At 36.1% G+C, this 21,822-nt stretch carries 17 protein-coding genes; 9 read left to right on the top strand and 8 right to left on the bottom strand.

Going from position 1 to position 21,822, the window contains the following annotated elements; genetic code table 11:
• Window positions 1-400: 400 nt before the first annotated feature.
• Window positions 401-1,651 (top strand): methionine adenosyltransferase, encoded by a 1,251-nt coding sequence (gene metK, locus ASG38_RS14115; protein WP_056072329.1) that lies wholly within the window; start codon window positions 401-403, stop codon window positions 1,649-1,651.
• A 55-nt stretch (window positions 1,652-1,706) separates the two neighbouring features.
• Here the strand turns inward: metK and ASG38_RS14110 are convergent, their stop codons facing one another.
• The 3 genes from ASG38_RS14110 to ASG38_RS14100 form a co-directional block, all read right to left on the bottom strand.
• Entirely contained in the window at window positions 1,707-3,950 is a 2,244-nt protein-coding gene (locus ASG38_RS14110; protein WP_056072326.1) for a hypothetical protein, read from the bottom strand.
• Between the two features lie 175 nt (window positions 3,951-4,125).
• Window positions 4,126-6,810: a TonB-dependent receptor gene (locus ASG38_RS14105; protein WP_056072324.1), complete on the bottom strand. Its 2,685-nt coding sequence runs from the start codon at window positions 6,808-6,810 to the stop codon at window positions 4,126-4,128.
• Window positions 6,811-6,844: 34 nt separating this feature from the next.
• Complete coding sequence (locus tag ASG38_RS14100) at window positions 6,845-7,690, bottom strand: GLPGLI family protein (protein ID WP_056072320.1); 846 nt, start codon at window positions 7,688-7,690, stop codon at window positions 6,845-6,847.
• Between the two features lie 123 nt (window positions 7,691-7,813).
• On the opposite strand from ASG38_RS14100, the gene ASG38_RS14095 reads away from it, so the two are divergent.
• Together ASG38_RS14095 and ASG38_RS14090 are read left to right on the top strand one after the other, a co-directional pair.
• Window positions 7,814-9,406: a sensor histidine kinase KdpD gene (locus ASG38_RS14095; RefSeq protein ID WP_056072317.1), complete on the top strand. Its 1,593-nt coding sequence runs from the start codon at window positions 7,814-7,816 to the stop codon at window positions 9,404-9,406.
• Window positions 9,399-10,079, top strand: a complete 681-nt coding sequence (locus ASG38_RS14090; protein WP_056072315.1) for a response regulator transcription factor — start codon at window positions 9,399-9,401, stop codon at window positions 10,077-10,079. The genes ASG38_RS14095 and ASG38_RS14090 overlap by 8 nt, the downstream gene beginning before the upstream one ends.
• Before the next feature lie 56 nt (window positions 10,080-10,135).
• On the opposite strand, the gene ASG38_RS14085 is transcribed toward ASG38_RS14090, so the two are convergent.
• Window positions 10,136-11,053, bottom strand: a complete 918-nt coding sequence (locus tag ASG38_RS14085; RefSeq protein WP_056072311.1) for a GLPGLI family protein — start codon at window positions 11,051-11,053, stop codon at window positions 10,136-10,138.
• Window positions 11,054-11,212: 159 nt separating this feature from the next.
• On the opposite strand from ASG38_RS14085, the gene ASG38_RS14080 reads away from it, so the two are divergent.
• Window positions 11,213-12,004 carry a hypothetical protein gene (locus ASG38_RS14080; protein WP_056072308.1) on the top strand — a complete coding sequence of 264 codons (792 nt, stop codon included), beginning with the start codon at window positions 11,213-11,215 and terminating at the stop codon, window positions 12,002-12,004.
• On the top strand, window positions 12,004-12,618 hold the full coding sequence (locus ASG38_RS14075; RefSeq protein ID WP_056072306.1) for a deoxynucleoside kinase: 615 nt from the start codon (window positions 12,004-12,006) through the stop codon (window positions 12,616-12,618). Before ASG38_RS14080 ends, ASG38_RS14075 begins: the two co-directional genes overlap by 1 nt.
• 53 nt (window positions 12,619-12,671) lie before the next feature.
• Here ASG38_RS14075 and ASG38_RS14070 read toward each other — a convergent pair whose 3' ends face one another.
• The 4 genes from ASG38_RS14070 to ASG38_RS14055 all read right to left on the bottom strand — a co-directional run bounded on the left by ASG38_RS14070 (window position 12,672) and on the right by ASG38_RS14055 (window position 19,480).
• Entirely contained in the window at window positions 12,672-15,113 is a 2,442-nt protein-coding gene (locus tag ASG38_RS14070; RefSeq protein ID WP_056072555.1) for a sodium-translocating pyrophosphatase, read from the bottom strand.
• 112 nt (window positions 15,114-15,225) lie between these two features.
• Window positions 15,226-15,756, bottom strand: coding sequence for an inorganic diphosphatase (locus ASG38_RS14065; RefSeq protein WP_056072304.1), 531 nt, complete (start codon window positions 15,754-15,756; stop codon window positions 15,226-15,228).
• 104 nt (window positions 15,757-15,860) lie between these two features.
• Window positions 15,861-18,368 (bottom strand): DUF5686 and carboxypeptidase-like regulatory domain-containing protein, encoded by a 2,508-nt coding sequence (locus ASG38_RS14060; RefSeq protein ID WP_056072301.1) that lies wholly within the window; start codon window positions 18,366-18,368, stop codon window positions 15,861-15,863.
• A gap of 134 nt (window positions 18,369-18,502) precedes the next feature.
• On the bottom strand, window positions 18,503-19,480 hold the full coding sequence (locus ASG38_RS14055; protein WP_056072298.1) for a pyruvate dehydrogenase complex E1 component subunit beta: 978 nt from the start codon (window positions 19,478-19,480) through the stop codon (window positions 18,503-18,505).
• A gap of 369 nt (window positions 19,481-19,849) precedes the next feature.
• On the opposite strand from ASG38_RS14055, the gene ASG38_RS14050 reads away from it, so the two are divergent.
• The 4 genes from ASG38_RS14050 (at window position 19,850) to ASG38_RS14035 (ending at window position 21,821) form a co-directional block, all read left to right on the top strand.
• A complete protein-coding gene (locus ASG38_RS14050) occupies window positions 19,850-20,320 on the top strand; it encodes a hypothetical protein (protein WP_056072296.1) in 471 nt (156 codons plus the stop codon).
• A 46-nt stretch (window positions 20,321-20,366) separates the two neighbouring features.
• Window positions 20,367-20,816, top strand: a complete 450-nt coding sequence (locus ASG38_RS14045; RefSeq protein ID WP_056072293.1) for a hypothetical protein — start codon at window positions 20,367-20,369, stop codon at window positions 20,814-20,816.
• Between the two features lie 66 nt (window positions 20,817-20,882).
• A complete protein-coding gene (locus ASG38_RS14040; RefSeq protein WP_157486181.1) occupies window positions 20,883-21,323 on the top strand; it encodes a hypothetical protein in 441 nt (146 codons plus the stop codon).
• Window positions 21,324-21,527: 204 nt separating this feature from the next.
• Complete coding sequence (locus ASG38_RS14035) at window positions 21,528-21,821, top strand: immunity 53 family protein (protein ID WP_056072286.1); 294 nt, start codon at window positions 21,528-21,530, stop codon at window positions 21,819-21,821.
• Window position 21,822 lies beyond the last annotated feature (1 nt).

Here is a 21,822-nt window from a genome sequence, read left to right as displayed (position 1 = left end):
TACCCAACCGGCCGTCTCCATTTCTGTTGTTGTACCGCTAAAACCAAAATTGTAAACATTTTGGGCATTAGCAAATCCTGAAGCCAAAACGAAAAAAAGAAAGGGTAAAGTTTTTTTCATAATTTTTTAATTAAAAAGTTAGACATGTTTTAAAAAACAAACCAAATATAAGAATTATTTACAAGATTTAAAATACATGAAACCGCTCTTGTTTCCTCGAGAACTATTTTGTCAATTAAATATGCTTTTATACCTTTGCATTCAAAATCGAGAAGAGGAAAAATTTGTACTGATTGCAACCTCTGATGCTGTCAAAACAGACATCATAAAAATGCTAAAGCAGAAACCCTTCTTTAGCCTTTCCCTGCAATTTTTCCGATTCCTAAAAACATAAAAAAATATGGCTTATTTATTTACGTCAGAATCTGTGAGTGAGGGACATCCGGATAAAATTGCTGACCAAATTTCAGATGCACTAATCGATAACTTTTTGGCTTTTGATGCCGATTCAAAAGTGGCATGCGAGACTTTGGTTACTACTGGACAGGTTATTCTGGCGGGAGAAGTTAAATCAAAAACATACTTAGATGTACAGCAAATTGCCCGTGATGTCATCAAAAAAATAGGATATACAAAAAGCGAGTATATGTTTGAAGCAAATTCTTGCGGTGTATTATCTGCTATTCACGAACAATCTCAAGACATTAACCAAGGTGTGGACCGTGCGAGTAAAGAAGACCAGGGTGCCGGTGACCAAGGAATGATGTTTGGTTATGCTACAAATGAAACGGAAGATTTCATGCCCCTGGCACTGAATCTATCTCATAAACTATTACAGGAATTGGCTGTTTTGCGTCGCGAGAATAACGAAATCAAATACCTTCGTCCGGATGCCAAGTCACAGGTTACTCTTGAATATGATGACAACAACAAACCGGTACGTATTGATGCTATTGTAATCTCTACACAGCATGATGATTTTGACAATGAAGCGAACATGCTTGCTAAAATCAAAAAGGACCTGATTGAAATCCTGATTCCAAGAATCATCAAAAATAATCCGCAATATGCACACCTGTTCAACGATAAAATCCAATACCACATTAATCCTACAGGAAAGTTTGTGATTGGAGGCCCACACGGCGATACAGGATTAACAGGAAGAAAAATTATTGTTGACACCTATGGTGGAAAAGGCGCTCACGGTGGTGGTGCTTTTTCAGGAAAAGATCCGAGTAAGGTTGACCGAAGTGCAGCTTATGCAACACGCCACATTGCTAAAAACTTAGTAGCGGCCGGAGTAGCTGAAGAAATTTTAGTTCAGGTTTCTTATGCTATTGGTGTAGCCAAACCAATGGGTATTTACATTAATACTTATGGTACTTCAAAAGTAAATCTTACTGATGGTGAGATTGCTAAAAAAGTAGAAGAATTATTCGATATGAGACCTTATTTCATTGAGCAAAGGTTGAAATTGAGAAATCCTATTTATAGCGAAACTGCCGCCTACGGGCACATGGGAAGAAAACCGGAAACCGTAACCAAAACGTTCAAAACTCCAAACGGAGAAGAGAAAACGGTTACAGTGGAGTTATTCACTTGGGAGAAGCTTGACTTTGTTGACAAAGTAAAAGCAGCCTTTGGATTATAATAATTCATTCAGATAATAAAAAAAACCATCCTTTTCAGGATGGTTTTTTTTATTTTTAGTACGTTCCGTTTTTCATTTTTTCAAGAACAACTTCCAAATCAGCTTTGCTTTCCTCTTCCATTATATCTGAAAATTTCAGCGCCTGTTCCTGTGTGGCTATTGCTTTCTGCTTTTCGCCATTTTTGTAATAAAGCTGTGCCAGAGTATCTAAATAATATGGATTGTTTTTTTCTATTCTTAAGCTGGATTCCGACCATTGGATTGCTTTTTTAATTGATTCCGAATCCTTGCTTTTTTGAACCACAAACCACGCTGCATCGTTAGAGATATTAGAAAAAGAATTTTTAAAAGACGCCCAATCATTATAAGAATAATCAATTTTATTCTGGGAGGTATATAAATCGTCTAAAATTTCTATTTCATTTTTGCCTCCTTTAAAAACTCCCTTAAAGAAAGCATCATATTCTGCTATAAACGGATTTTCTTTATTCTGGGCTTCTGCAATACCATGTAAAATTCTTAAGTATTCGATGTTTGTAGTATAATCCTGAGGTTTTTTTGCGATTACTTTCTTATAAACATCCATTATCCTGTTTCTATATTTCTCATCGGTATTTTCGCCAATTTGAGAAATGCCACTGGAAATGGCCAATGGTAATTGGCTTTCTATGGTTGGGGTATAATCACCATAATAATCTATTGTATCTCCCTGTCCGGATGTCTTTTTCTGCTCTTCGAGAATCGCATCATAATGCTTCAGCAAATAGTCAACAGCTTTAAAGTTAGTTTCATCTAATGGTCTTTCTTCATTAAAAATTTTATAATAAAACCCTCTGTTTTGCACTTCGGCTAATGCAATTTTTACAAAATCCATATCTGGTGTTTTGTCTTTTGTATGGCTATTGACAATCCTGTCCCAGGCAGAAAGCAGCTTCTTTTTATCAAAATTTACTTTCGTATAGGCTGTCTGATTTTCATAATTCGGGTATTCCTGTATTGTATCCGACTCAACAGCAGATAGCTCCGCAACAGCTACTTTCACTGGCGGCTCAATAGACCAGCTATATAGATTCTCATCTGAAAGCGGCAACAGTTTCTTTACGATTTCAGAATCTTTCGCTTTTTTGGAATTCAAAACGTTGTTCAAATCTACTGTCGCTTTTACATACTTTAGCTTTTCCCCTATTGAACTATAATAAACATCAAACAGGCTGGCATTTTCCGGTAAATTCTTTTCAGTCTGACTCAAGATATTCCCTTCCGCATCCATGACTATGGTTGCAGATTTAAACATTACATTCTTCTTCGCCCAAGACTCGTCTTTTGCCGTTGCTAAATAATAATTATACCTGTCATAATCTGTATCTGACCCATAAGAACTATAATTTCCTATAGTGTATTGCTGGCTTTGGACAAATTCATCAAAGGCAGTTTTTGCATTTTTATTGTCCGGGTCATAAGAGACAACCAAAAATTTCTGCGGTGTTTTTTTGGTTGCTTCTATTGCTTTCTGCAGGTTATCCTGCACTATTAATTTAAAGTTCGATACTGTGGCAACTGCTGCACTATCTACAGCACCATAACCATACAGATCTGTTTTTCCAGGAAAGGTCCAGTCTTTTTTCTTTATTATTTCTATTGGCTTTTCCCTGATTTCAACCACTTTTGGTTTTTCATTTTCTTTTATGAAAGTCAGTGGATTTTTTTTATTCTCAGAAATTACCAATTCGTTCTTTTCATTGTAATAGCCCTGAAGATTTACTTTTCCTAAATAATTAGGAATATATTCGATTTGGATTTCGTTGGCATTTCTCGGTATAGCATATTTATATAAAGACGTTTCTCCATTGTAATCTTCCCTTGCCAGATAAATATATTCTGCTTTATTGATTTCAAAATTAACTTCTGTATCGTCATAATTCAGTTCGCCTACCAGGTCATTTAGATATTTATAATCCGGTTCTGATTTACCGGATTGCGTTCCTATGTATATTCCTGAATAATAACCTGAAACACCTTTTAGAATCACCTTGATTTTTCCCATTGCTGGGTTGGCATCCGGAGAAAAAACAACTGTAAAATCAGACTCTGCGGAATAATTGTTATTGAAAAACAATGTGTCATTCTTTACTTCATAATCTCCATAAAATACTACGAGTTCGTATTTTTTATTATCGTAAAGATTCAATTTGATGTCCTGACCCAGTGAATTGGAAACATAGACCGTTTTTTCGGTTTTATTCTGTGCATAAGAAACCACAGAAAGGAACAGTAAAAATCCCAGAGAATAATTCTTCATATTTTGGCTTTTTAAATGATTTGTCTTACAAATTTAATCGATTTTTTCAGCAAATCTACCTCTTATCCAAAAATAGAAAATTATATTCCATTCGGGCTATATTCCTGATAAGAGAGTAACTAACCCAAAATCTCTTATCATCCTGGCCTACAGCCCGACCGAAATTTATTATTTATTATAGGTTATATTTTAAAGTCAGTATTACATACCTTGGCTGTACTCTGTATTGTGATGTAGTCGTACGGTATTGATTAAAACTGTCATCATTTAGTGTCTTTGTGTTTAATATGTTTGTGGCTCCGATTTTATATTCAAACTTGCTGTTTTTCTTTTGGTAAATCAGACTGGCATTTAAAAAATCATATTCGTTTTCTACCGTCTTACTGCTGTTATAGTAGTGATAGAATTCATATTCTGCCACAAAAGAAAAACTATCCAGGAAATAATAATCCAATTTGGCAAATGGCTTGTCAGTATAAAACTTTGAACCCGCATAATCGTTAACCACAAAATTATATCCAACCTCAAGGTTAGGCAAAGCTCTATAATTAGTGGAAGCTCTCAGGGTATAATTCTGCATAAAACTTTCCTGTGTAGTTACATTCCCGTTCTGGATGTTATTGAATTTTGACCAGTTTAATCCAATACCTGCCGATACTTTATAAAATCTTAGAAAAGAACGTCCATAGGCACCATTAGCACTAATCGTTTCGTCAGCCAGATTGGAATTGTAAGGAGTCAAGGTTTGGTTTACATTATCGAAAACAATTCTGCTTTTCACAGCATCTGTCACTTTGCTGTATGAAATATTGGCAAAAATATTCTCCAGATTATACATGCTGTATTTGAAATATCTCAAAGAATGCAATTGTGTTGTTGAATTCTCAAGAAATCTGTTTCCATTGTAGAGACTGCTATATCCGGAAAGCACATTTCCCATTACCAGATTGTTGATATCTGTAAAATTATTATTCAGAGCAAAAGTATATGTTAATGTCTCTGATTTCTTTATTTGATACAAAGCATAGAAATCCGGCAGTATCTTAGAAAAGTTTTGTTTATAATTTGTTCCCAACTGTGCATTATCCATATTGTAATAGTGTGCACTGAATCCTGGAGTGAAAGTAAATTTCCCTGATAAAAATTTATAGTGCAGCCCAACAAAAACGTCATTAAAATCATAAGTCACCTTATTGTTATTCTCCGGCGCTACAAGATTATTCCTGTCACCATTGTCTAAAATCTGGAAAATACTTGAGTTAAAATTCTGATACGAGTTGGTATTTCCTAATGTCACATTAATATTGCTTTTTGGCGTAAGCATATAGTAATAATCCAATTTGGCATCCAGTTTATTGGTTTTCACAAAACGGCTTTGGTTCAAATTATTTCTGTTCTGATTTTCTACATAACCAGACAAGGCAAAAGGCTGAGTCATTAAATTGGCATTATAAAAAGGATCCTCATCCTGATAAAGATGCTGCATTTCAAAAGCAAAAACATTTTTATCATTAGCCGTGTAATACAAGCTTGCATTTTGATTTATTGAAGTCGGATTCTGTTTTTTCTTTGTATAGATATCTTCTGCAGAAGTAACATCATTTACGATAAATTCCCTGAGCAAATTATTATTTTCGTCCTGTTTTGATTGTTTCATCAGTACATCATAATCAAACTGCAACTTTGTGTTTGGTTTATAACTGGAACTAAACTTGAACAGTCCCAGATTGCTTTTCTGGTGTGCCATTTCTTCGTTTTTCTGTCTAACACCTGTTTCAAGAATAGTGCTTCTTGAGCGGGTCTCCAAGTCCGTTTCGGAAGAAGAAAGAATGGCAAAACCGCTTAAGCTCCATTGTTTAGTGACATTATACGAAAAGTTGGTTGCTCCGAATTTGGTTTCAATTTCTTTTGCCCTGTTATTTCTAAGCATAGCAATTCCTAAATCATTTGAAGAAACATTAAAAGAACTTCCTCCTTTTTGCATCATGCCCCTAAACCCTCCTGTGAATTTAAAATAATCCTGTATTGTTAACGGTAACTCTCCAATGTTATTGAAGTTTGAGATGAGATTGATACTGTATTTCGGATTGTAATAAAACAGCTTAGGGTTTACTATGTAGCGGCTGTCTTCATGCCCGACTCCTATCCCTGCACTCATGTCACCAAACCAAAAATTCTTTTTGCCTTCTTTCAGCTTGATGTTCATTGCTACATTTTCCTCATTATTTTCAAGGCCTTTCAATGCCCCGATTTCATTATAATTTCGCAATACCTGAACCTTATCTATAGCATCTGCCGGAATATTTTTCACACCCAACTTTGTATCGCCATCAAAAAAGTCTTTGCCTTCTACCATTAGTTTCTGAACTTTTTTCCCTTCCACTTCAATCTGGCCATCGGCATTTACCTCAACTCCAGGAAGTTTTTTCAAAACGTCTTCCAATTTTCTTTCTGTTCCTGTTTTAAAAGAATCTGCATTATACACAATCGTATCTCCCTGTATGGAAACCGGCATTTCCTGTACAATTTCTACCGCATCCAAATCAACTCCCTGCTCAAGTACCAACGTCTGAACCATATTTGTTGCTTCTGTCTGGATATCGACTTCTTTTGCCTGATAACCGATATAACTAATCTTTATTTTATAAGAGGTATTTGTCTTAAGCGATAATTGAAATCTACCTTTATCATCTGTAATCGCATAAGCATCCATTGCTTTTGTAGACTGGTTTACCGCCATGACGTTGGCCATTTCCAAACCAACGGCATTCGCATCAGCTACAATACCCGAAAAACGGATGTTCTGGGAATATCCTGAAATGGAAAGGAATAGGAATGTAAGGAAAAGTATTTTTTTCATTTTGTAAGAGAAATTGGAAATGTAAAACTAATGATTAATTACCTAAATTGATATGGATGTTGCCTTTCGAATCTTTCATGCTTTCTAAATGCTTTTCAATTAGTGCCTCATATTCTTTTTTTGTTACTTTTTTTCCTTTTTTGGGTATTTTAATGACTACCTTATCTTTAGGATTCAAAACAATTTTCGAGCAAAGTATTACGGTTTTTGCATCATTTACTTCCATAATCAGGCCTGGCAATCCCCAATATTCTGCCGGCCCATGGCTTACCGGAATTTCCGGCGTATACCAAACGGTTATGGTCCTGTCTTTAGGTTCGCTTGGAGTAAATAATTGTGTCTTGCCCTCACTTTTTTTATTCTTCATTTTTTCATAGTTCTCCATTTCTTCTTTAGTGACAGGAATTACAGCAATGGCCTTGTAACAGGTGTAGTTCCCTATTTTTTTAGTTTCATTAATGAGTTGCCAATCCCATTTTCGCAAGGAATCAGACACGAGAAATTCTTTACCAAAAAAGTCTTCTTCAGACATCACAGTCTTGTCTTTTATATTTTTATAGGATTTGCCATCTGCAGATGAGCTGGTATTGACCATCACCACCCTTGCTCCCGAACCACTTGGAGCTTCCAGTTTTTGAGGTTCTTCATAAACCGATTCCGTTTTATTGAAACTCAATTCATAGGTTTTTTCAAGACCTTTTTTCATTTTTTCTTCAAGTGAAGCCTTCATATCAGGAGTCATGTTAGACCCGCTTATCTGGATATCATTCATTATTGTTTTTGACTCATAGGTTGCCCGTCCTGTAAATTCCTGAGCTTTCATTTGCTGAAAAGAAAAAAGGGCTACTGCTATTGCCGCTGTAATTGCTGATTTTATCATGTTTTTCGGTTTTTTAAAAATTAATGACACAAAGTAAACGACATGAAATCTTATTTTCGGTTAACCAACGTTAACGATTGTTAACGGCATTTTTTCAATGCTTTTTGTTTATACTTTTGAAAAATGAAATCAAAGAATTATAAATACATTTTATTTTTTATATCCGTAACTATCATTGCTACAATCAGTTTGCAGATTTACTGGAATATAAAAAACTATGCAGAAAACAAGCAACGCCTTATCAACGATGTACAGATTGCGTTTGACAACAGCATAGAGCATTATTATGCAGAAGATGTAAAAACCGATTTTATGACCTTTATCGGCAATGACACTATCAAGGATTCTAATTTTGTGCAGAATATTGTTTCAGACTCCATTTTTATCAATGCTATTACAAAAGGGAAAGTAAAGGCATCGAAAAAATTAGTAGCAACAAGCACTTTCACTGAGGATAATTCGCCAAAGACAACTACTGTCATAAAAATCAACAATACCGGAGAAACTTCCAAACAAGAAATCAACTTTATAGATTCTCCAAAATCTCAAAGTTCTAAAGCGACAAAAGGCAAAACCACCGAAATGCACGGGAAGCCGTTTGGATTAGGTCCCGGAAAACTTTCTGAAGTAAAAGTTATTACCGGAAAGCGGGCCATGGACAGCATCTCAAAAATACAGAACTTCACCAATAAAATCCTTATTTCGCTGACCCGCGATTCTATCGAATTCGAAAAAATAAGCAAAACTCTGGATAAAGAATTAGCTCGAAAGGATATTAGCATCCAATACGGAATGCAGCTTTTAAAAATGGATACGGTGTTTCAAAATTATCACGTGAATAAGAACAGCCATTTGCCTTTGAGTACAACTTCTAATTCTACGTTTCTTCCTCCAAACCAAAAGATGAAACTGTTATTTTCAAATCCGGTAATTGTGATTTTAAAACGGAGTATGGTTGAAATCATTCTTTCATTTCTTCTTTCCTTGTCAATAATTGGCTGCCTGTTTTATTTATTAAAAACAATTAATAAACAGAAAAAGGTAGATGAAATCAAAAATGACCTTATCAGCAATATCACCCACGAATTCAAGACACCAATTACAACGGTTGCTACAGCTATTGAGGGTATCCGGAATTTCAACGCTGTAAACGATACTGAAAAGACCAACCGTTATCTCGACATTTCCAACCAGCAACTAAAAAAGCTCGAAATTATGGTCGAAAAGCTTTTAGAAACAGCCACTTTAGACACTGATAAACTTTTGCTTCATAAAGAGCCTACCAATATAGTTTCGACAATACGGAATCTTGTCGAAAAGTACAAGGTGATTCATCCCGAAAAAAATATCTCCTTCCATTCCAATATGGAACAGCTTATTGCCGGGATTGACCCTTTTCATTTCGAAAATACACTTTCCAACCTGATTGACAATGCCATCAAATATGGAGGTGACAGCATTGACATTCATTTAAAATACCTGTCTCCAAATCTTGAAATCATTGTACAGGACAACGGGTCAGGAATCGAAAAAAGCCAAAGAGAAAAAGTTTTTGAAAAGTTTTACAGAATTCCTAAAGGCAACAGACATGATGTAAAAGGATTTGGTATTGGTCTTTATTATTCTAAAAAAATTATAGAAAAACACGGCGGAACACTGGAATTGCTTCCTAATCCTGAATGGACTGTTTTTAAAATAAGATTAACTGATGTCTAGCAAAATAAAAATCATATTGGCAGAAGACGAGCCTGCCCTGGCCCAGATTATAAAAGAAAGTTTGGAAACGCGAAACTTTGAGGTCTTGTTATGCAAAAATGGCGAAGAGGCTTTTGAAGTTTTCTCAAAAGAAAAACCGGAACTTTTGGTACTCGATGTGATGATGCCCAAAAAGGATGGGTTTACATTGGCAAAGGAAATCCGTAAGCTGGACAAAAAAATACCTATTATTTTCCTTACCGCGAAATCACAAACCCAGGATGTTGTAGAAGGTTTTCAGCTAGGCGGGAATGACTATCTGAAAAAACCGTTTAGTATGGAGGAATTGATTGTACGGGTGCATTCTCTTTTAGGCAGGATACAATTGGAAAAAAATGATGACAGCATTGCTATTGGCAATTATATCTTCAACCTGACCAAACAAACCCTGGATTATTCCGGAAACATACAGTTTCTCACACATCGTGAGGCATCACTGCTTCACCTTTTAATCGAAAACAAGAACGATATATTGGACCGTTCACTGGTATTAAAAAAAATATGGGGTGATGATGATTTTTTTAACGGCAGGAGCATGGACGTTTTCATCACAAAACTGCGAAAAAAACTTAGCCTTGACCCCAACATTCAGATTATAAATGTTCGAAGTCAAGGCTATAAATTGATTGCATAAGCAGGAGCTAAAAAAGGAGATTTTATCCGTCTCCCTTTTGAAATTATTTTACAGAATTAATTCCCGATTCTGATTCCCGGCCTACCGCCACCTCTCCTGAATTGCTCTTTCATTTCCTCCATTTTTGTCGTCACAATTTCATCGTATTCCTTTTGGGTAACGACCTTGCCTTTGGTTGGTGCTTTGATTGCTGCTTTTTCTTTTGAATTGAGGACAATTTTCGAACATAGAATAACTGTTTTATCATCGCTGACTTCAAGGATTAGCCCCGGCAGTCCCCAATAGCCTTCCGGACCTTGATTGACAGGTATTTCCGGAGTATACCAGGCTATAACGTTTACTTCTTTCGGCATTTCGAAATCATCCATGAAATTGGTTTTCTTTTCCTCTGTTTTTTCCTCTTTCTTGTCTTTTGTTTCCTCCTGCTTTTTCTGTCTGAAGTTTCTGAAATCGGACTGGACTACTTTTTTTACAGCTGTAGCTTTATAGCAGGTATAATCTCCTATCTTTTTAGTTTCACCTTCTAATTTCCATTGTAATTTTGGCAATGTGTCTTTTATTAAAAATTCCTTGCCCATAAATTCCTTATCAACGGCAAATGTCTTTTCCTTTACATTTTTATAATAGGTGCCACCGCCTCCCATCATAGAAGACATCATTCTGAATCCTCCGTTATTCTGACCCGGAGCATCCAGCCTTTCATCTTCCTTGTAGATGGATGCTGCCTTATCGAAATTGAGAATAAAAGTTTTCTCCAGCATTTTTTTCATTCGCTCTTCAATAGTTTTCTGCATTTCAGGAGTTATTTCTCTATTTGCCGAAAATCTTGACTTCATATCCGGAGCACTTGTTTTGGACTCATAGACTGCCATTCCTTGAAATTCCTGAGAACCCATTGCAGAAGTTCCTTGCTTTTGGGCATAGGAGTTGGTAATTGAAACCAACATCATTAAAAAAAACAGGTGTTTTTTCATAAAACAAAATTTAATATACAAATATGACGGATTTGAATAATATTTGTTACAAAGCTTTTGTTAAATAATTTTAAGCTATTAAAAGTCACAACCCACCACTATTAAATATTTTGTTACATCGTATGCATCTGAAAGGATATTCGTAAATTGGCACCTACTATGAGAAAAATTATTTTTATAGCCCTGACCCTGATTCCCTTGTTGACATTCTCACAACAACAAAGCATCATTCCTTTTTTTTCCAACTCAGAAAAATGGGAAACGGGGCAATATATAGGGAAAGATAATTTTGGTAATTTTTATTCAATCAACCAAAATGAATTTAAAAAGACCAGTCCAAATCAGGTGTATTTCTATAAAAATGTTTCCTTAGGTAAAATCCATCAGGTCGATTTGCAAAACCCTTTGCAGTTGGTTTTGTTTTACAAACAGTTTACAACAGCCGTCCTTCTTGACAACCAGTTGAATGAAACCGCAAGAATTAATTTTTCCGAACTGCAAACACCCTTAAATCCGGAAGCTGTGAGTCTGGCTTCGCAAAACAGATTATGGGTTTATGACATGCTGACCCAAAAACTGGGACTGTTTGATATTCAGAAAAGTACTTTTCAGTCGATAACGCCTTCTTTTAAAGAAAACGTAAAATTCTACCAATCAGATTACAACTATTTTTATTGGATAGACACCAAACAAAACTTATATGTTTCCAACCTGTTTGGAAAAGTAAATTTTCTTGGTCGTGTTCCTGATTACAGTCAGTTGCAGGTTGTTTCTCCGAAACAAATTTTGATGAAAATTGATAATGGTTTGTTTCTCTACAATTTAGAAGACGAGTCGTTATCACCTATTCAATTAAATGAAAAAAGCTTCAGCCATTTTTCTTTTAAAGACCAAATTTTATCTATTTTTACCGAAAACGAAATCAGTCAATATAAAATCACATTACCGTAATGCACATAGCAGTAGCAGGAAATATTGGAGCCGGAAAAACAACACTGACAAAATTGTTAGCAAAACATTTTAAATGGGAACCGCACTTTGAAGACGTAGTAGACAATCCTTATCTTGATGATTTTTACCACCAGATGGAACGTTGGTCGTTCAACCTTCAGATTTATTTCCTGAACAGCCGTTTCAGACAGGTACTTCAGATACGTGAAAGCGGAAAAAACATTATTCAGGACAGAACGATTTATGAAGACGCCCATATTTTCGCTCCCAACCTACATGCAATGGGATTAATGACCAATCGTGATTTCAACAACTACAAATCGCTTTTCGAATTGATGGAATCGCTGGTAGAAGGTCCGGATTTGCTAATCTATCTGAGAAGCTCTATCCCGAATCTGGTGAACCAAATCCATAAGCGGGGAAGAGAATATGAAAACTCTATTTCTATTGATTACCTTAGCCGGTTAAATGAAAGGTATGAAGCCTGGATTCAAAGCTATACCAACGGAAAACTACTGATTATTGATGTTGATAATATCAATTTTGTAGACAATCCGGAAGATCTGGGAGGTATCATTAACCGAATCAATGCAGAAATCAACGGATTATTTTAATCTTAAAACATAAAAAAAGCCTTCCAATTGGAAGGCTTTTTCTTTTATAAAGCTTATTTCTTTTTATAGGCTTCGAGTTTTGCAGCAACTTCTGCTTCAGTTCCTTCAAAGACCTCAACAGCTTCAGCAGAATCTGTTACAGTAGTAACGGTAGCTTTTACTTTTCCGTCGGCATCTTTTACAGATTCAATCCTGATTTCTTTTGTTGATTGTTTTACTTCAGGAGCAGGTGTTGTTTCATCAAGAACGATTTCAACTCCTTCCAATTGGTCAATTACCGGTTTTGCTTCATGGCCGCCCAAAATAGGAGCAATTACCAAACCAATCAGACAGGTAAGTTTAATCAAAATGTTCATAGAAGGTCCGGACGTATCTTTAAAAGGGTCTCCAACCGTATCACCTGTTACTGCCGCTTTGTGGGCATCAGAGCCTTTATAGGTCATTTCTCCGTTAATCATTACGCCTGCTTCAAATGATTTTTTAGCATTATCCCAGGCACCTCCTGCATTATTCTGGAAAACTGCCCATAGCACACCGGAAACAGTAACTCCCGCCATATATCCACCGAGCATTTCTGCAATCAGTTGGTTGTTTTCCGGATAAACCAATTTTCCTAAAAGAACAATCGCAATTGGAAATCCAATAGTCAATATTCCCGGAAGCATCATTTCTCTTAGAGCAGCCTTTGTCGAAATGTCCACACATTTTGCATATTCTGGCTTTCCTGTTCCTTCCATAATTCCCGGAATCTCACGGAACTGTCTTCTTACTTCATATACCATATCCATAGCTGCTTTTCCCACAGAATTCATCGCCAAGGCAGAGAATACCACCGGAATCATACCTCCAACAAAAAGCATTGCCAGAACCGGAGCCTTAAAAATGTTGATTCCGTCAATTCCTGTAAAGGTTACATAAGCCGCAAACAAGGCCAATGATGTCAAAGCCGCAGAGGCAATGGCAAAACCTTTTCCTGTTGCTGCAGTCGTGTTTCCTACTGAATCCAGAATATCGGTACGCTGGCGCACTTCTTTTGGCAATTCGCTCATTTCTGCAATTCCTCCGGCATTATCCGAAATAGGACCGAAAGCGTCAATCGCCAACTGCATTGCTGTTGTTGCCATCATAGCAGAAGCCGCCAAAGCAACTCCGTAGAATCCTGCAAATGCATAGGAAGCCCAAATTGCAGAAGCAAATAGCAATACGGTCGGGAAAGTCGAAACCATTCCTGTTGCCAAACCGGCAATAATATTGGTTCCTGCTCCTGTACTTGATTTTTGTACGATAGCCAAAATCGGCTTCTTACCTAATCCTGTGTAATATTCCGTAACCGAAGAAATTACGGCTCCTACAAACAATCCTACCAAAGTCGCATAAAACACCCTCATTGAAGAAATTTCATGATAACCTTCACCATAAAATTTCATTTTCATTGTTTCCGGAAGCATCCATGTCACTAAAAAGTAGCAGGCAACCGCTATCAATCCGATAGAAACCCAGTTCCCAACGTTTAACGCGCCTTGAACCTGAGCTTCTTTAGCGTCATTATTTTTAATCTTAACCAGCATTGTCCCGATGATTGAGATAATGATTCCCACACCGGCTATAGCCATTGGCAAAAGGATAGGTCCTATTCCTCCGAATGCATCTGAAATGCTTCCGCCCATATCTTTGATTACATAGTTTCCTAAAACCATTGCCGCCAAAACGGTTGCTACATATGAACCGAACAAGTCGGCTCCCATACCTGCAACGTCACCCACGTTATCCCCAACGTTATCGGCAATTGTGGCCGGGTTTCTTGGGTCATCTTCCGGAATTCCGGCTTCTACCTTCCCTACCAAATCCGCTCCAACGTCGGCCGCTTTTGTGTAGATTCCACCGCCTACACGAGCAAACAGGGCAATTGATTCTGCTCCCAGAGAGAATCCTGCCAATGTTTCGAGCAAGATGGTCATTAATTCATTTGCGGTCCTTGTTTCTCCTTCATAAATTCCCTCAACCCATTGTCCGTTCATAAAGAAATGGAAAAAGAAAATGAAAAAGGCGGTAAGTCCTAAAACGGCCAGACCTGCAACCCCAAGTCCCATAACTGTTCCACCGCCAAAAGATATTTTTAATGCTTGCGGCAGGCTTGTACGGGCTGCCTGAGTCGTCCTGACATTTGTTTTGGTAGCAATCTTCATTCCCATATTACCTGCCAAAGCAGAAAACACTGCTCCGAAGATAAAAGCTATCACTATGGATAAGTGCGTGGTAGCTCCCGGTAAAAATGTGATTGCTGCTAATGCGATACTAGCGCCAATAACGAAAAAAGTTAATAATTTGTATTCTGCTTTAAGAAAGGCTAAAGCTCCCTCGTAGATGTATTCTGAAATTTCTTTCATCTTTCCATCTCCAGGATCTTGTTTTAAAACCCAAGATCTTTTAATCGCCATAAAAAGAAGTCCGACTACAGCAAGTATCGCCGGCACATAAATCATTATTGACTCCATATAAAGTTTGTTGGTTTTGGTTAATAAGTGTAAATGTAACGAAACCAACATAAATAAAAAAGCAATATTCTTGATTGAATATTGCTTTTTTAATAATTTTTTAGGAATTCGATTATCTAATGCTAAATAATTCTTCCGGTCTGTTTTCTAAAGATTCAAAACGATCAACACATTTTTCGATGATTTCTTTGGCCTCATTTACATCACCCCATCCTTCTACATCAACTTTTTTCTGCTCCAAATCTTTATATACCTGGAAGAAATGCTCGATTTCTTTCAACATGTGCGGGTTCATATCGCTCAAGTCATTCAATTTATTCCAGATTGGATCAGATACCGGAACACAGATAATTTTCTCGTCTGGTCCTTTTTCATCTGCCATGTGGAAAACACCGATTGGCTTTACTTCCATTACACAACCCGGGAAAGTAGGCTCTGTTACCAACACTAATACGTCAAGCGGATCACCGTCTAATGCCAAAGTTTCCGGAATGAATCCGTAATCTGCAGGATACATCATCGAAGAAAACAACATTCTGTCGTAACGTATTTTTTTCAGGTTGAAATCGTATTCGTATTTATTTCTGCTTCCTTTTGGTATTTCGATCAATACATCAAAAGATTTTTGCTTTGCTGCACTCATATTCTAAATTTGTTTTCAATACTATTTTAGCGGGTGCAAAAATAAGCATTAAGATACATTGAAACAATAAAAACGCACACAAACAATTTAAAAATAAGGATTTCTTAAAAATAGAAACCAAAAGACGCCTTTACGGTAAATTTATTGGCATCAGGAAGGTCAAGATAGTTTCCTCTCCAGGCAAAATCAATACGCAAAACCTTGAAAATGTTCCCGATTCCTGCATGGTATTCCCAATACACATCTTCCGGTGCTCTGTAAGGTATTGCTGTTTGAGCATTTATAGCCCTATTCTCGTCAGAAATGGTTCCATACACCCCTTTGATTCCAATAATTTCCCTCCAATTCAGTTTGCGAAGGAAAGGAACCCTTGCAAATAATCTTCCATTGAAATTATGCTCAAAATGGAGCGAAACATATTCATCGGCCATAAACTCATAATAGTTCATGAGGTTATAGGTATTGTCAATGATAAAGAACGACTGGTTTCCAGGCACAACTCCCATTAATCCAAGCGGAACAGTTCCAAAAATCTTACCTGCCTCTAAAGTGGTGAAAAGTCTTCCAAATCCTCCTACCAATAACGGCTGTCTGTAATAAAATTGTAATTTTTCATAATCGAAATCACTTCCGAAAACCCCTTTTACTCCCTGACTGAAACTCAGGTACAGTCGGGCAAAATTCGAGTCTACGTTGGTGCGTTCCACACCATATCCAATTGGTCTTCTGCCCGGCATATAATCAATCGAAGCATTGAATTCGTATTGGTTGACTTCGTTTTCTATTACACCCTGCGGATTTTGCAAATCGGGCATAACCTTATAATAATCCAGGCTGAATGTACTTGGCGAAGCCGATTTTAAAGTTCTGTATGACATTCCTGCCTGAAAAACGAGGTTCTTTAAAGGTTCTACTTCGGCAGAAAAGTTGGTCAGATTCACCGAAGTCAGCTTGCTGTTATCACCACTGGCAAATAAAGAAGACGAAGCGAAACTTCTTCCCAAAAGGTCATTAGAGGTCGTAAGACTAACACCTATCTGTTCAATGTCACGTCTGTTTCCTCCCGAAATTATAAATCGGTTTTTCTTATCCAGCAAAACCTTTCCGGAAATACCATATTTAAACTGGTTGTCTTTAAATCCATAAGCTGTATAGGCCTGAATACGCCACGGGTCATTTGGCCCGAAATAGGTCCTTCCTCCTGTACGGACACGAATTCCTTCTACATCATTATATCCGAATGTGGAGAATATAGGTCCGTAATCAAAATTATCCATTTCGATATAGCCACTTCCCAATATGGAGACGAGATTGTAAAGCCGCTTGAATTTCTTGACGGTCTTGAGCGTATCCAACATCTTATAAACCCCTTTTTCATCCTTGTTCAGACTTTCGAAGCGGTTTTCGTTCCAAAAATCATCCGATTTGGTATAGATTTCCGGGTCATAGAAATTGACATCTTCTTTATAGAATTTGTCTTCTTTTTTGATATCAAATTTATGGTTTCGGAAAAGTGTTGTTCGTTTTCCATATACCCCCCTGGATTTATCTTTTTTAGAGAAGGCAAAATCAGACATCATATGGTCTCTTGTCAGCAAAAAAACCGAGTCGTTCAGCACTTCAAATTCCTGTTCGATATAGATTTCCTTAACCCAGTTGATATTGGCACCACGGCTTGCCGTAAGGTTGATTTTCTTAATGGCAAATGTCGTATCGTTTACCCAGAAATCTCCTTTAAACGTAAGTTCGTTTTTTCGTCTGGGATAAAACACAATGTTGTAGCACCATTTGTTATCGATATAAGTACTGTCATGCAGCACATAATTATAGACATTGATTCCGGTTCTTGACAGCGGGCTCACGAAATCCTTATCAAAAAACTTCAGGTAATTGTCATAGATATCGTATTCTGCATACAAATCTTTTATGAAAGCGATTAACTGCTGGTTGTTACTAAATCCGGAGTTTTTATTGGCTTTGGTGACTTCTTTTAGCTTTCCGTTGGTATTGTCGCCATAAACCTGACTCAGTGCTTCATTAATGAAAATAGGGAGATATGATTTTCCTGTTACATCTGAAGTATCGACCTGTTCAAAAACAAATTCCATCCCTTTGAACAGCTTGCTTTTCATCAGGGCACTGTCAATAGTATTCAGGTCAAATTCAACCTTTTCGTATTTGTCATACTGGTATTGTTTGAATTGGCGCAGTCCGTTTTTTTTCTTGCGGGCCCATATTTTCCTTAAAATGTCTATGGCCGGGTTATTCTTTTTTGAAGTCTTTCCGGTATAAATAACCACCTCATTCAGCATTTTTCCGGCTCCTAAATTGATTTCCATATTGTAGGTAACCGCTTTTTCGATTGGAACTTCTTTCGGTTCCATTCCAACAAAAGTTACCACTATGGCACTTTGGGTTGATTTGGATTCCAAATAGAATTTTCCTTCCTCGTTGGTAATAATTCCTTCTGTGGTTCCTTTGAAAACTACGTTTGCATAAGGAAGCGGCTGCTTGAACTCATCATAAACAATACCGCTTACTTTGGTTTGGGCGGTCAGAAAGTTTATACAAAGAAAGAAAAAGCTTAGGCTTACAAATATTTTCTTAGTCATATTGTGCTGCAAAAAAAAACTTCATCAGAATCAGTCTGATGAAGTTCCAAATATAATCAATTTGTTATTTGATTTTCTGATATTCCGATTTTTTGATTATTCGGAAAATCCGCCATCCAAAAGGACCCAAAAATCTATCTATACATTACTTTTTTTACTGCTTTAACAACATCTTCCGCATTTGGCAACCATTCTTTAAGTAATGTTGGAGAATAAGGAGCCGGTGTATCTGCAGTTGTAATTCTCTGGATTGGAGCATCGAGGTAATCAAAAGCTCTTTCCTGAACGATATAAGTAATTTCAGAAGCCACACTTGCAAATGGCCAGGCTTCTTCCAAGACTACCAATCTGTTTGTTTTCTTAACCGATTTTAAAATCGTATCGTGGTCCATTGGACGCACTGTTCTTAAGTCGATGATTTCACAAGAAATTCCGTCTTTCTGTAATTCTTCCGCAGCAGCGTATGCTTCTTTGATAATTTTTCCAAAAGAAACGATTGTTACATCAGTTCCTTCTCTTTTGATATCGGCAACACCCAATGGAATAGTGTATTCTCCTTCCGGAACTTCGCCTTTATCACCATACATCTGCTCTGATTCCATGAAAATCACAGGGTCATTATCACGAATTGCCGATTTCAACAATCCTTTTGCATCATACGGATTTGACGGAACAACTACTTTTAATCCCGGAGTATTGGCAAACCAGTTTTCAAAAGCCTGTGAGTGTGTTGCAGCCAACTGTCCGGCAGAAGCTGTAGGTCCTCTGAAAACCATCGGCATTGGAAATTGTCCAGCCGACATCTGACGCATTTTAGCGGCATTGTTGATAATCTGGTCAATCCCTACCAACGAAAAGTTAAATGTCATGAATTCTACAATCGGACGGTTCCCGTTCATTGCAGAACCTACTGCAATACCCGCAAAACCAAGCTCGGCAATCGGAGTGTCGATTACTCTTTTTGGTCCAAACTCGTCCAACATTCCTTTTGAGGCCTTGTAAGCACCGTTGTATTCGGCAACTTCTTCACCCATTAAATATATAGATTCATCACGACGCATTTCTTCACTCATCGCCTCGCAGATTGCTTCTCTAAACTGGATTGTTCTCATATTATGTTATATTATCTTCTTAAAATTGAAAGGCAAAAATAATTATTTTAAACTACTAAATAGAATAAATTATCTATTAGTTAAGAATTATAGACCCTCAATCATAAGTTTTGAGAATTGTGGGTTTTGCGAAAACGTTTTAGTTGAATAGTTGAGATAAAAGTAAAATTTTGAATTTAGCATTATTTTTAAAAAACAGCGAGGAGACTATATTCGTAAAAACAAAGAAATTACGTCCAGAATTTTAAAACTCATGCTTTCAGGACTTTTTCTTTATACTTTCTTTGGGGCTATCAATTTTTCCTAAATTTACGATTCGGAAGAAACAAAAAAACCATAGCCTATCCTTTCCTAAAACCGAACAACAATATGATTGATTCTGTTTTTTTTGATTATAAAGTAGACTTGATAAACAACACTCAGCACAGTCTTAAAACACTGGATATAGATGAATTGAAAAGTGAATTCAAAGGACGAATTTATATAATCTTTAAATATGACAAACCCAAAAAGAGAAACTTCATAGTACTCGAAACTGGAATAATTGATTACTTACTACAGTTTAACATTGTCATAAAAGAAATTGAAATGGGCAATTACACTCCTTTTTCAGTTTCTTGTGACTATTACAGCAACAGTTTAAGCTATCATTATTTTAAGGAAAATGACAATTTAGAGATTTACGAAGGGAATGATGGTATTTTTACTATAACATGCAAGTATAAAAAGTTTAAAAGCAACTACGAAGAATTTAGAAAAAAGACAATATATGAACTGGTTACTGTATATCCAGAATTAAAGGAAAATATTGCTTTTTTAGAGAATTTTCAGATAGATTAAAATATCAATTCAAACAACACTGTCTCTTAATCAAACCTTTAAAATTATGTCCTTTAAATATATTAAGCTTATTGGAATTATATTTCTCTTTATCAGTTGCAATGATGTGTCTGAAATTTATTTAATCCCAAAAGACTATCATGGAAAAGTGAGTATACTATTTAATCAAGAAAAAGGTAGTCCACCCCAATTTGAAAACAACACAAGGGTTTATAAAATTCCATCAAACGGAATACTTTTAACGCAATTTGAAGATGTTTATGGCTATGCACAGAGAAAGTATTACTTTGTAGATTCGAAAGGAAATAGATCACCTATAAAAGTATTAGACAACAGAAATTCAAACAATTCAGAAGTCGGTATTTATAATGCGACCAATGGTGTTTATGGTAATTCTGATGCTAAGAACCCGTTAAAATTCCAAGAATTCTATGTGTCAAGTAAAAAAAACCTTGACACCTACATGACGAATGACATGGAGAATTTTATAAATTAAAGCTAAATATTGAAATTTGTGTTCCCTTTAATAACCAATGTAAAGTCTAATGACAAAAAATCCAAAATGGCTTGTAAAACAAAAACAATAACACTTTTATTATTAATTCTACTACTAAGCTGTAGTGAGAAAAAAACGATTGAATTTACAAATAAAGACTTTGAAGATAAACTCACAAACTTTATAGACAAATCAAATGTAAACTACAGTTCAGAAAATTATGTTTTAGTTTACATCATTGAGAAGAACAACAAAACATCTCTAAAATTTTATAGTACGCCACCATTTGAGTGTGCCTTTTTTCAAAATAGTATAGACTATAACGGAAAAACCGTTTTATTCTATTCCAATCTTAGTAGTGAAAAAACAAACACTGTCTATAAAATTCATGGAACATCAAAAATCAATTGTGAAGATATTGTTGACAAAAGAGAGATAGACCTTCCTTATCAAATGTCTTATGAAATAAAAAATGGAAAAATTTTCAGGCTGGATGAAATCGAATAATATTCAATTCAATTGCTAATTAATTAGAATATACAGCTGGCGGTCATCATTCTACATTCCAACGCGCAACAAATGGAAAGATTTATGAAAATATAAATCAAAGACAGGGCATCTAATCTAATGATATGATAATGGTCAAACGAATCAGCAGGAGGGTGAGAAGGGCAAAAAAATGGAAAAAACCTAGAAGTTAAACATAATAATATGGAAATTATAAAATGGTTAGAAAATTGGTTTTCTTCACATTGTAATGGTGATTGGGAACATGAAAATCCTCTAATAATTCAATCTACGTCAAATCCTGGATGGAGTATAATAATCAACTTAAGCGAGACGTATTTACAGGATTTAAATATTGAATACTTTTTAATAGAGACTTCAGAAACAGAATGGTATGGATACTCTATAAAAAATGAACAATTCAAGGCAGCAGGAGACCCAACAAAGCTCCATTTTCTTCTGGAGCTTTTCAAAAAGATCGTTGAAGATAACAGTTAAT

The organism is Flavobacterium sp. Leaf359, assembly GCF_001423985.1.
Classification (GTDB): domain Bacteria; phylum Bacteroidota; class Bacteroidia; order Flavobacteriales; family Flavobacteriaceae; genus Flavobacterium; species Flavobacterium lindanitolerans.
Note: the sequence above shows the minus strand (reverse complement) of the source record. Positions and strands in the feature narration are given on the sequence as shown.

What these genes read in the sequence shown, in the direction of transcription:
- metK (WP_056072329.1), top strand. Translation starts at nt 401, where the DNA reads ATGGCTTATTTATTTACGTCAGAATCTGTGAGTGAGGGACATCCGGAT.
- ASG38_RS14110 (WP_056072326.1), bottom strand. Translation starts at nt 3,950, where the DNA reads ATGAAGAATTATTCTCTGGGATTTTTACTGTTCCTTTCTGTGGTTTCT.
- ASG38_RS14105 (WP_056072324.1), bottom strand. Translation starts at nt 6,810, where the DNA reads ATGAAAAAAATACTTTTCCTTACATTCCTATTCCTTTCCATTTCAGGA.
- ASG38_RS14100 (WP_056072320.1), bottom strand. Translation starts at nt 7,690, where the DNA reads ATGATAAAATCAGCAATTACAGCGGCAATAGCAGTAGCCCTTTTTTCT.
- ASG38_RS14095 (WP_056072317.1), top strand. Translation starts at nt 7,814, where the DNA reads ATGAAATCAAAGAATTATAAATACATTTTATTTTTTATATCCGTAACT.
- ASG38_RS14090 (WP_056072315.1), top strand. Translation starts at nt 9,399, where the DNA reads ATGTCTAGCAAAATAAAAATCATATTGGCAGAAGACGAGCCTGCCCTG.
- ASG38_RS14085 (WP_056072311.1), bottom strand. Translation starts at nt 11,053, where the DNA reads ATGAAAAAACACCTGTTTTTTTTAATGATGTTGGTTTCAATTACCAAC.
- ASG38_RS14080 (WP_056072308.1), top strand. Translation starts at nt 11,213, where the DNA reads ATGAGAAAAATTATTTTTATAGCCCTGACCCTGATTCCCTTGTTGACA.
- ASG38_RS14075 (WP_056072306.1), top strand. Translation starts at nt 12,004, where the DNA reads ATGCACATAGCAGTAGCAGGAAATATTGGAGCCGGAAAAACAACACTG.
- ASG38_RS14070 (WP_056072555.1), bottom strand. Translation starts at nt 15,113, where the DNA reads ATGGAGTCAATAATGATTTATGTGCCGGCGATACTTGCTGTAGTCGGA.
- ASG38_RS14065 (WP_056072304.1), bottom strand. Translation starts at nt 15,756, where the DNA reads ATGAGTGCAGCAAAGCAAAAATCTTTTGATGTATTGATCGAAATACCA.
- ASG38_RS14060 (WP_056072301.1), bottom strand. Translation starts at nt 18,368, where the DNA reads ATGACTAAGAAAATATTTGTAAGCCTAAGCTTTTTCTTTCTTTGTATA.
- ASG38_RS14055 (WP_056072298.1), bottom strand. Translation starts at nt 19,480, where the DNA reads ATGAGAACAATCCAGTTTAGAGAAGCAATCTGCGAGGCGATGAGTGAA.
- ASG38_RS14050 (WP_056072296.1), top strand. Translation starts at nt 19,850, where the DNA reads ATGATTGATTCTGTTTTTTTTGATTATAAAGTAGACTTGATAAACAAC.
- ASG38_RS14045 (WP_056072293.1), top strand. Translation starts at nt 20,367, where the DNA reads ATGTCCTTTAAATATATTAAGCTTATTGGAATTATATTTCTCTTTATC.
- ASG38_RS14040 (WP_157486181.1), top strand. Translation starts at nt 20,883, where the DNA reads ATGGCTTGTAAAACAAAAACAATAACACTTTTATTATTAATTCTACTA.
- ASG38_RS14035 (WP_056072286.1), top strand. Translation starts at nt 21,528, where the DNA reads ATGGAAATTATAAAATGGTTAGAAAATTGGTTTTCTTCACATTGTAAT.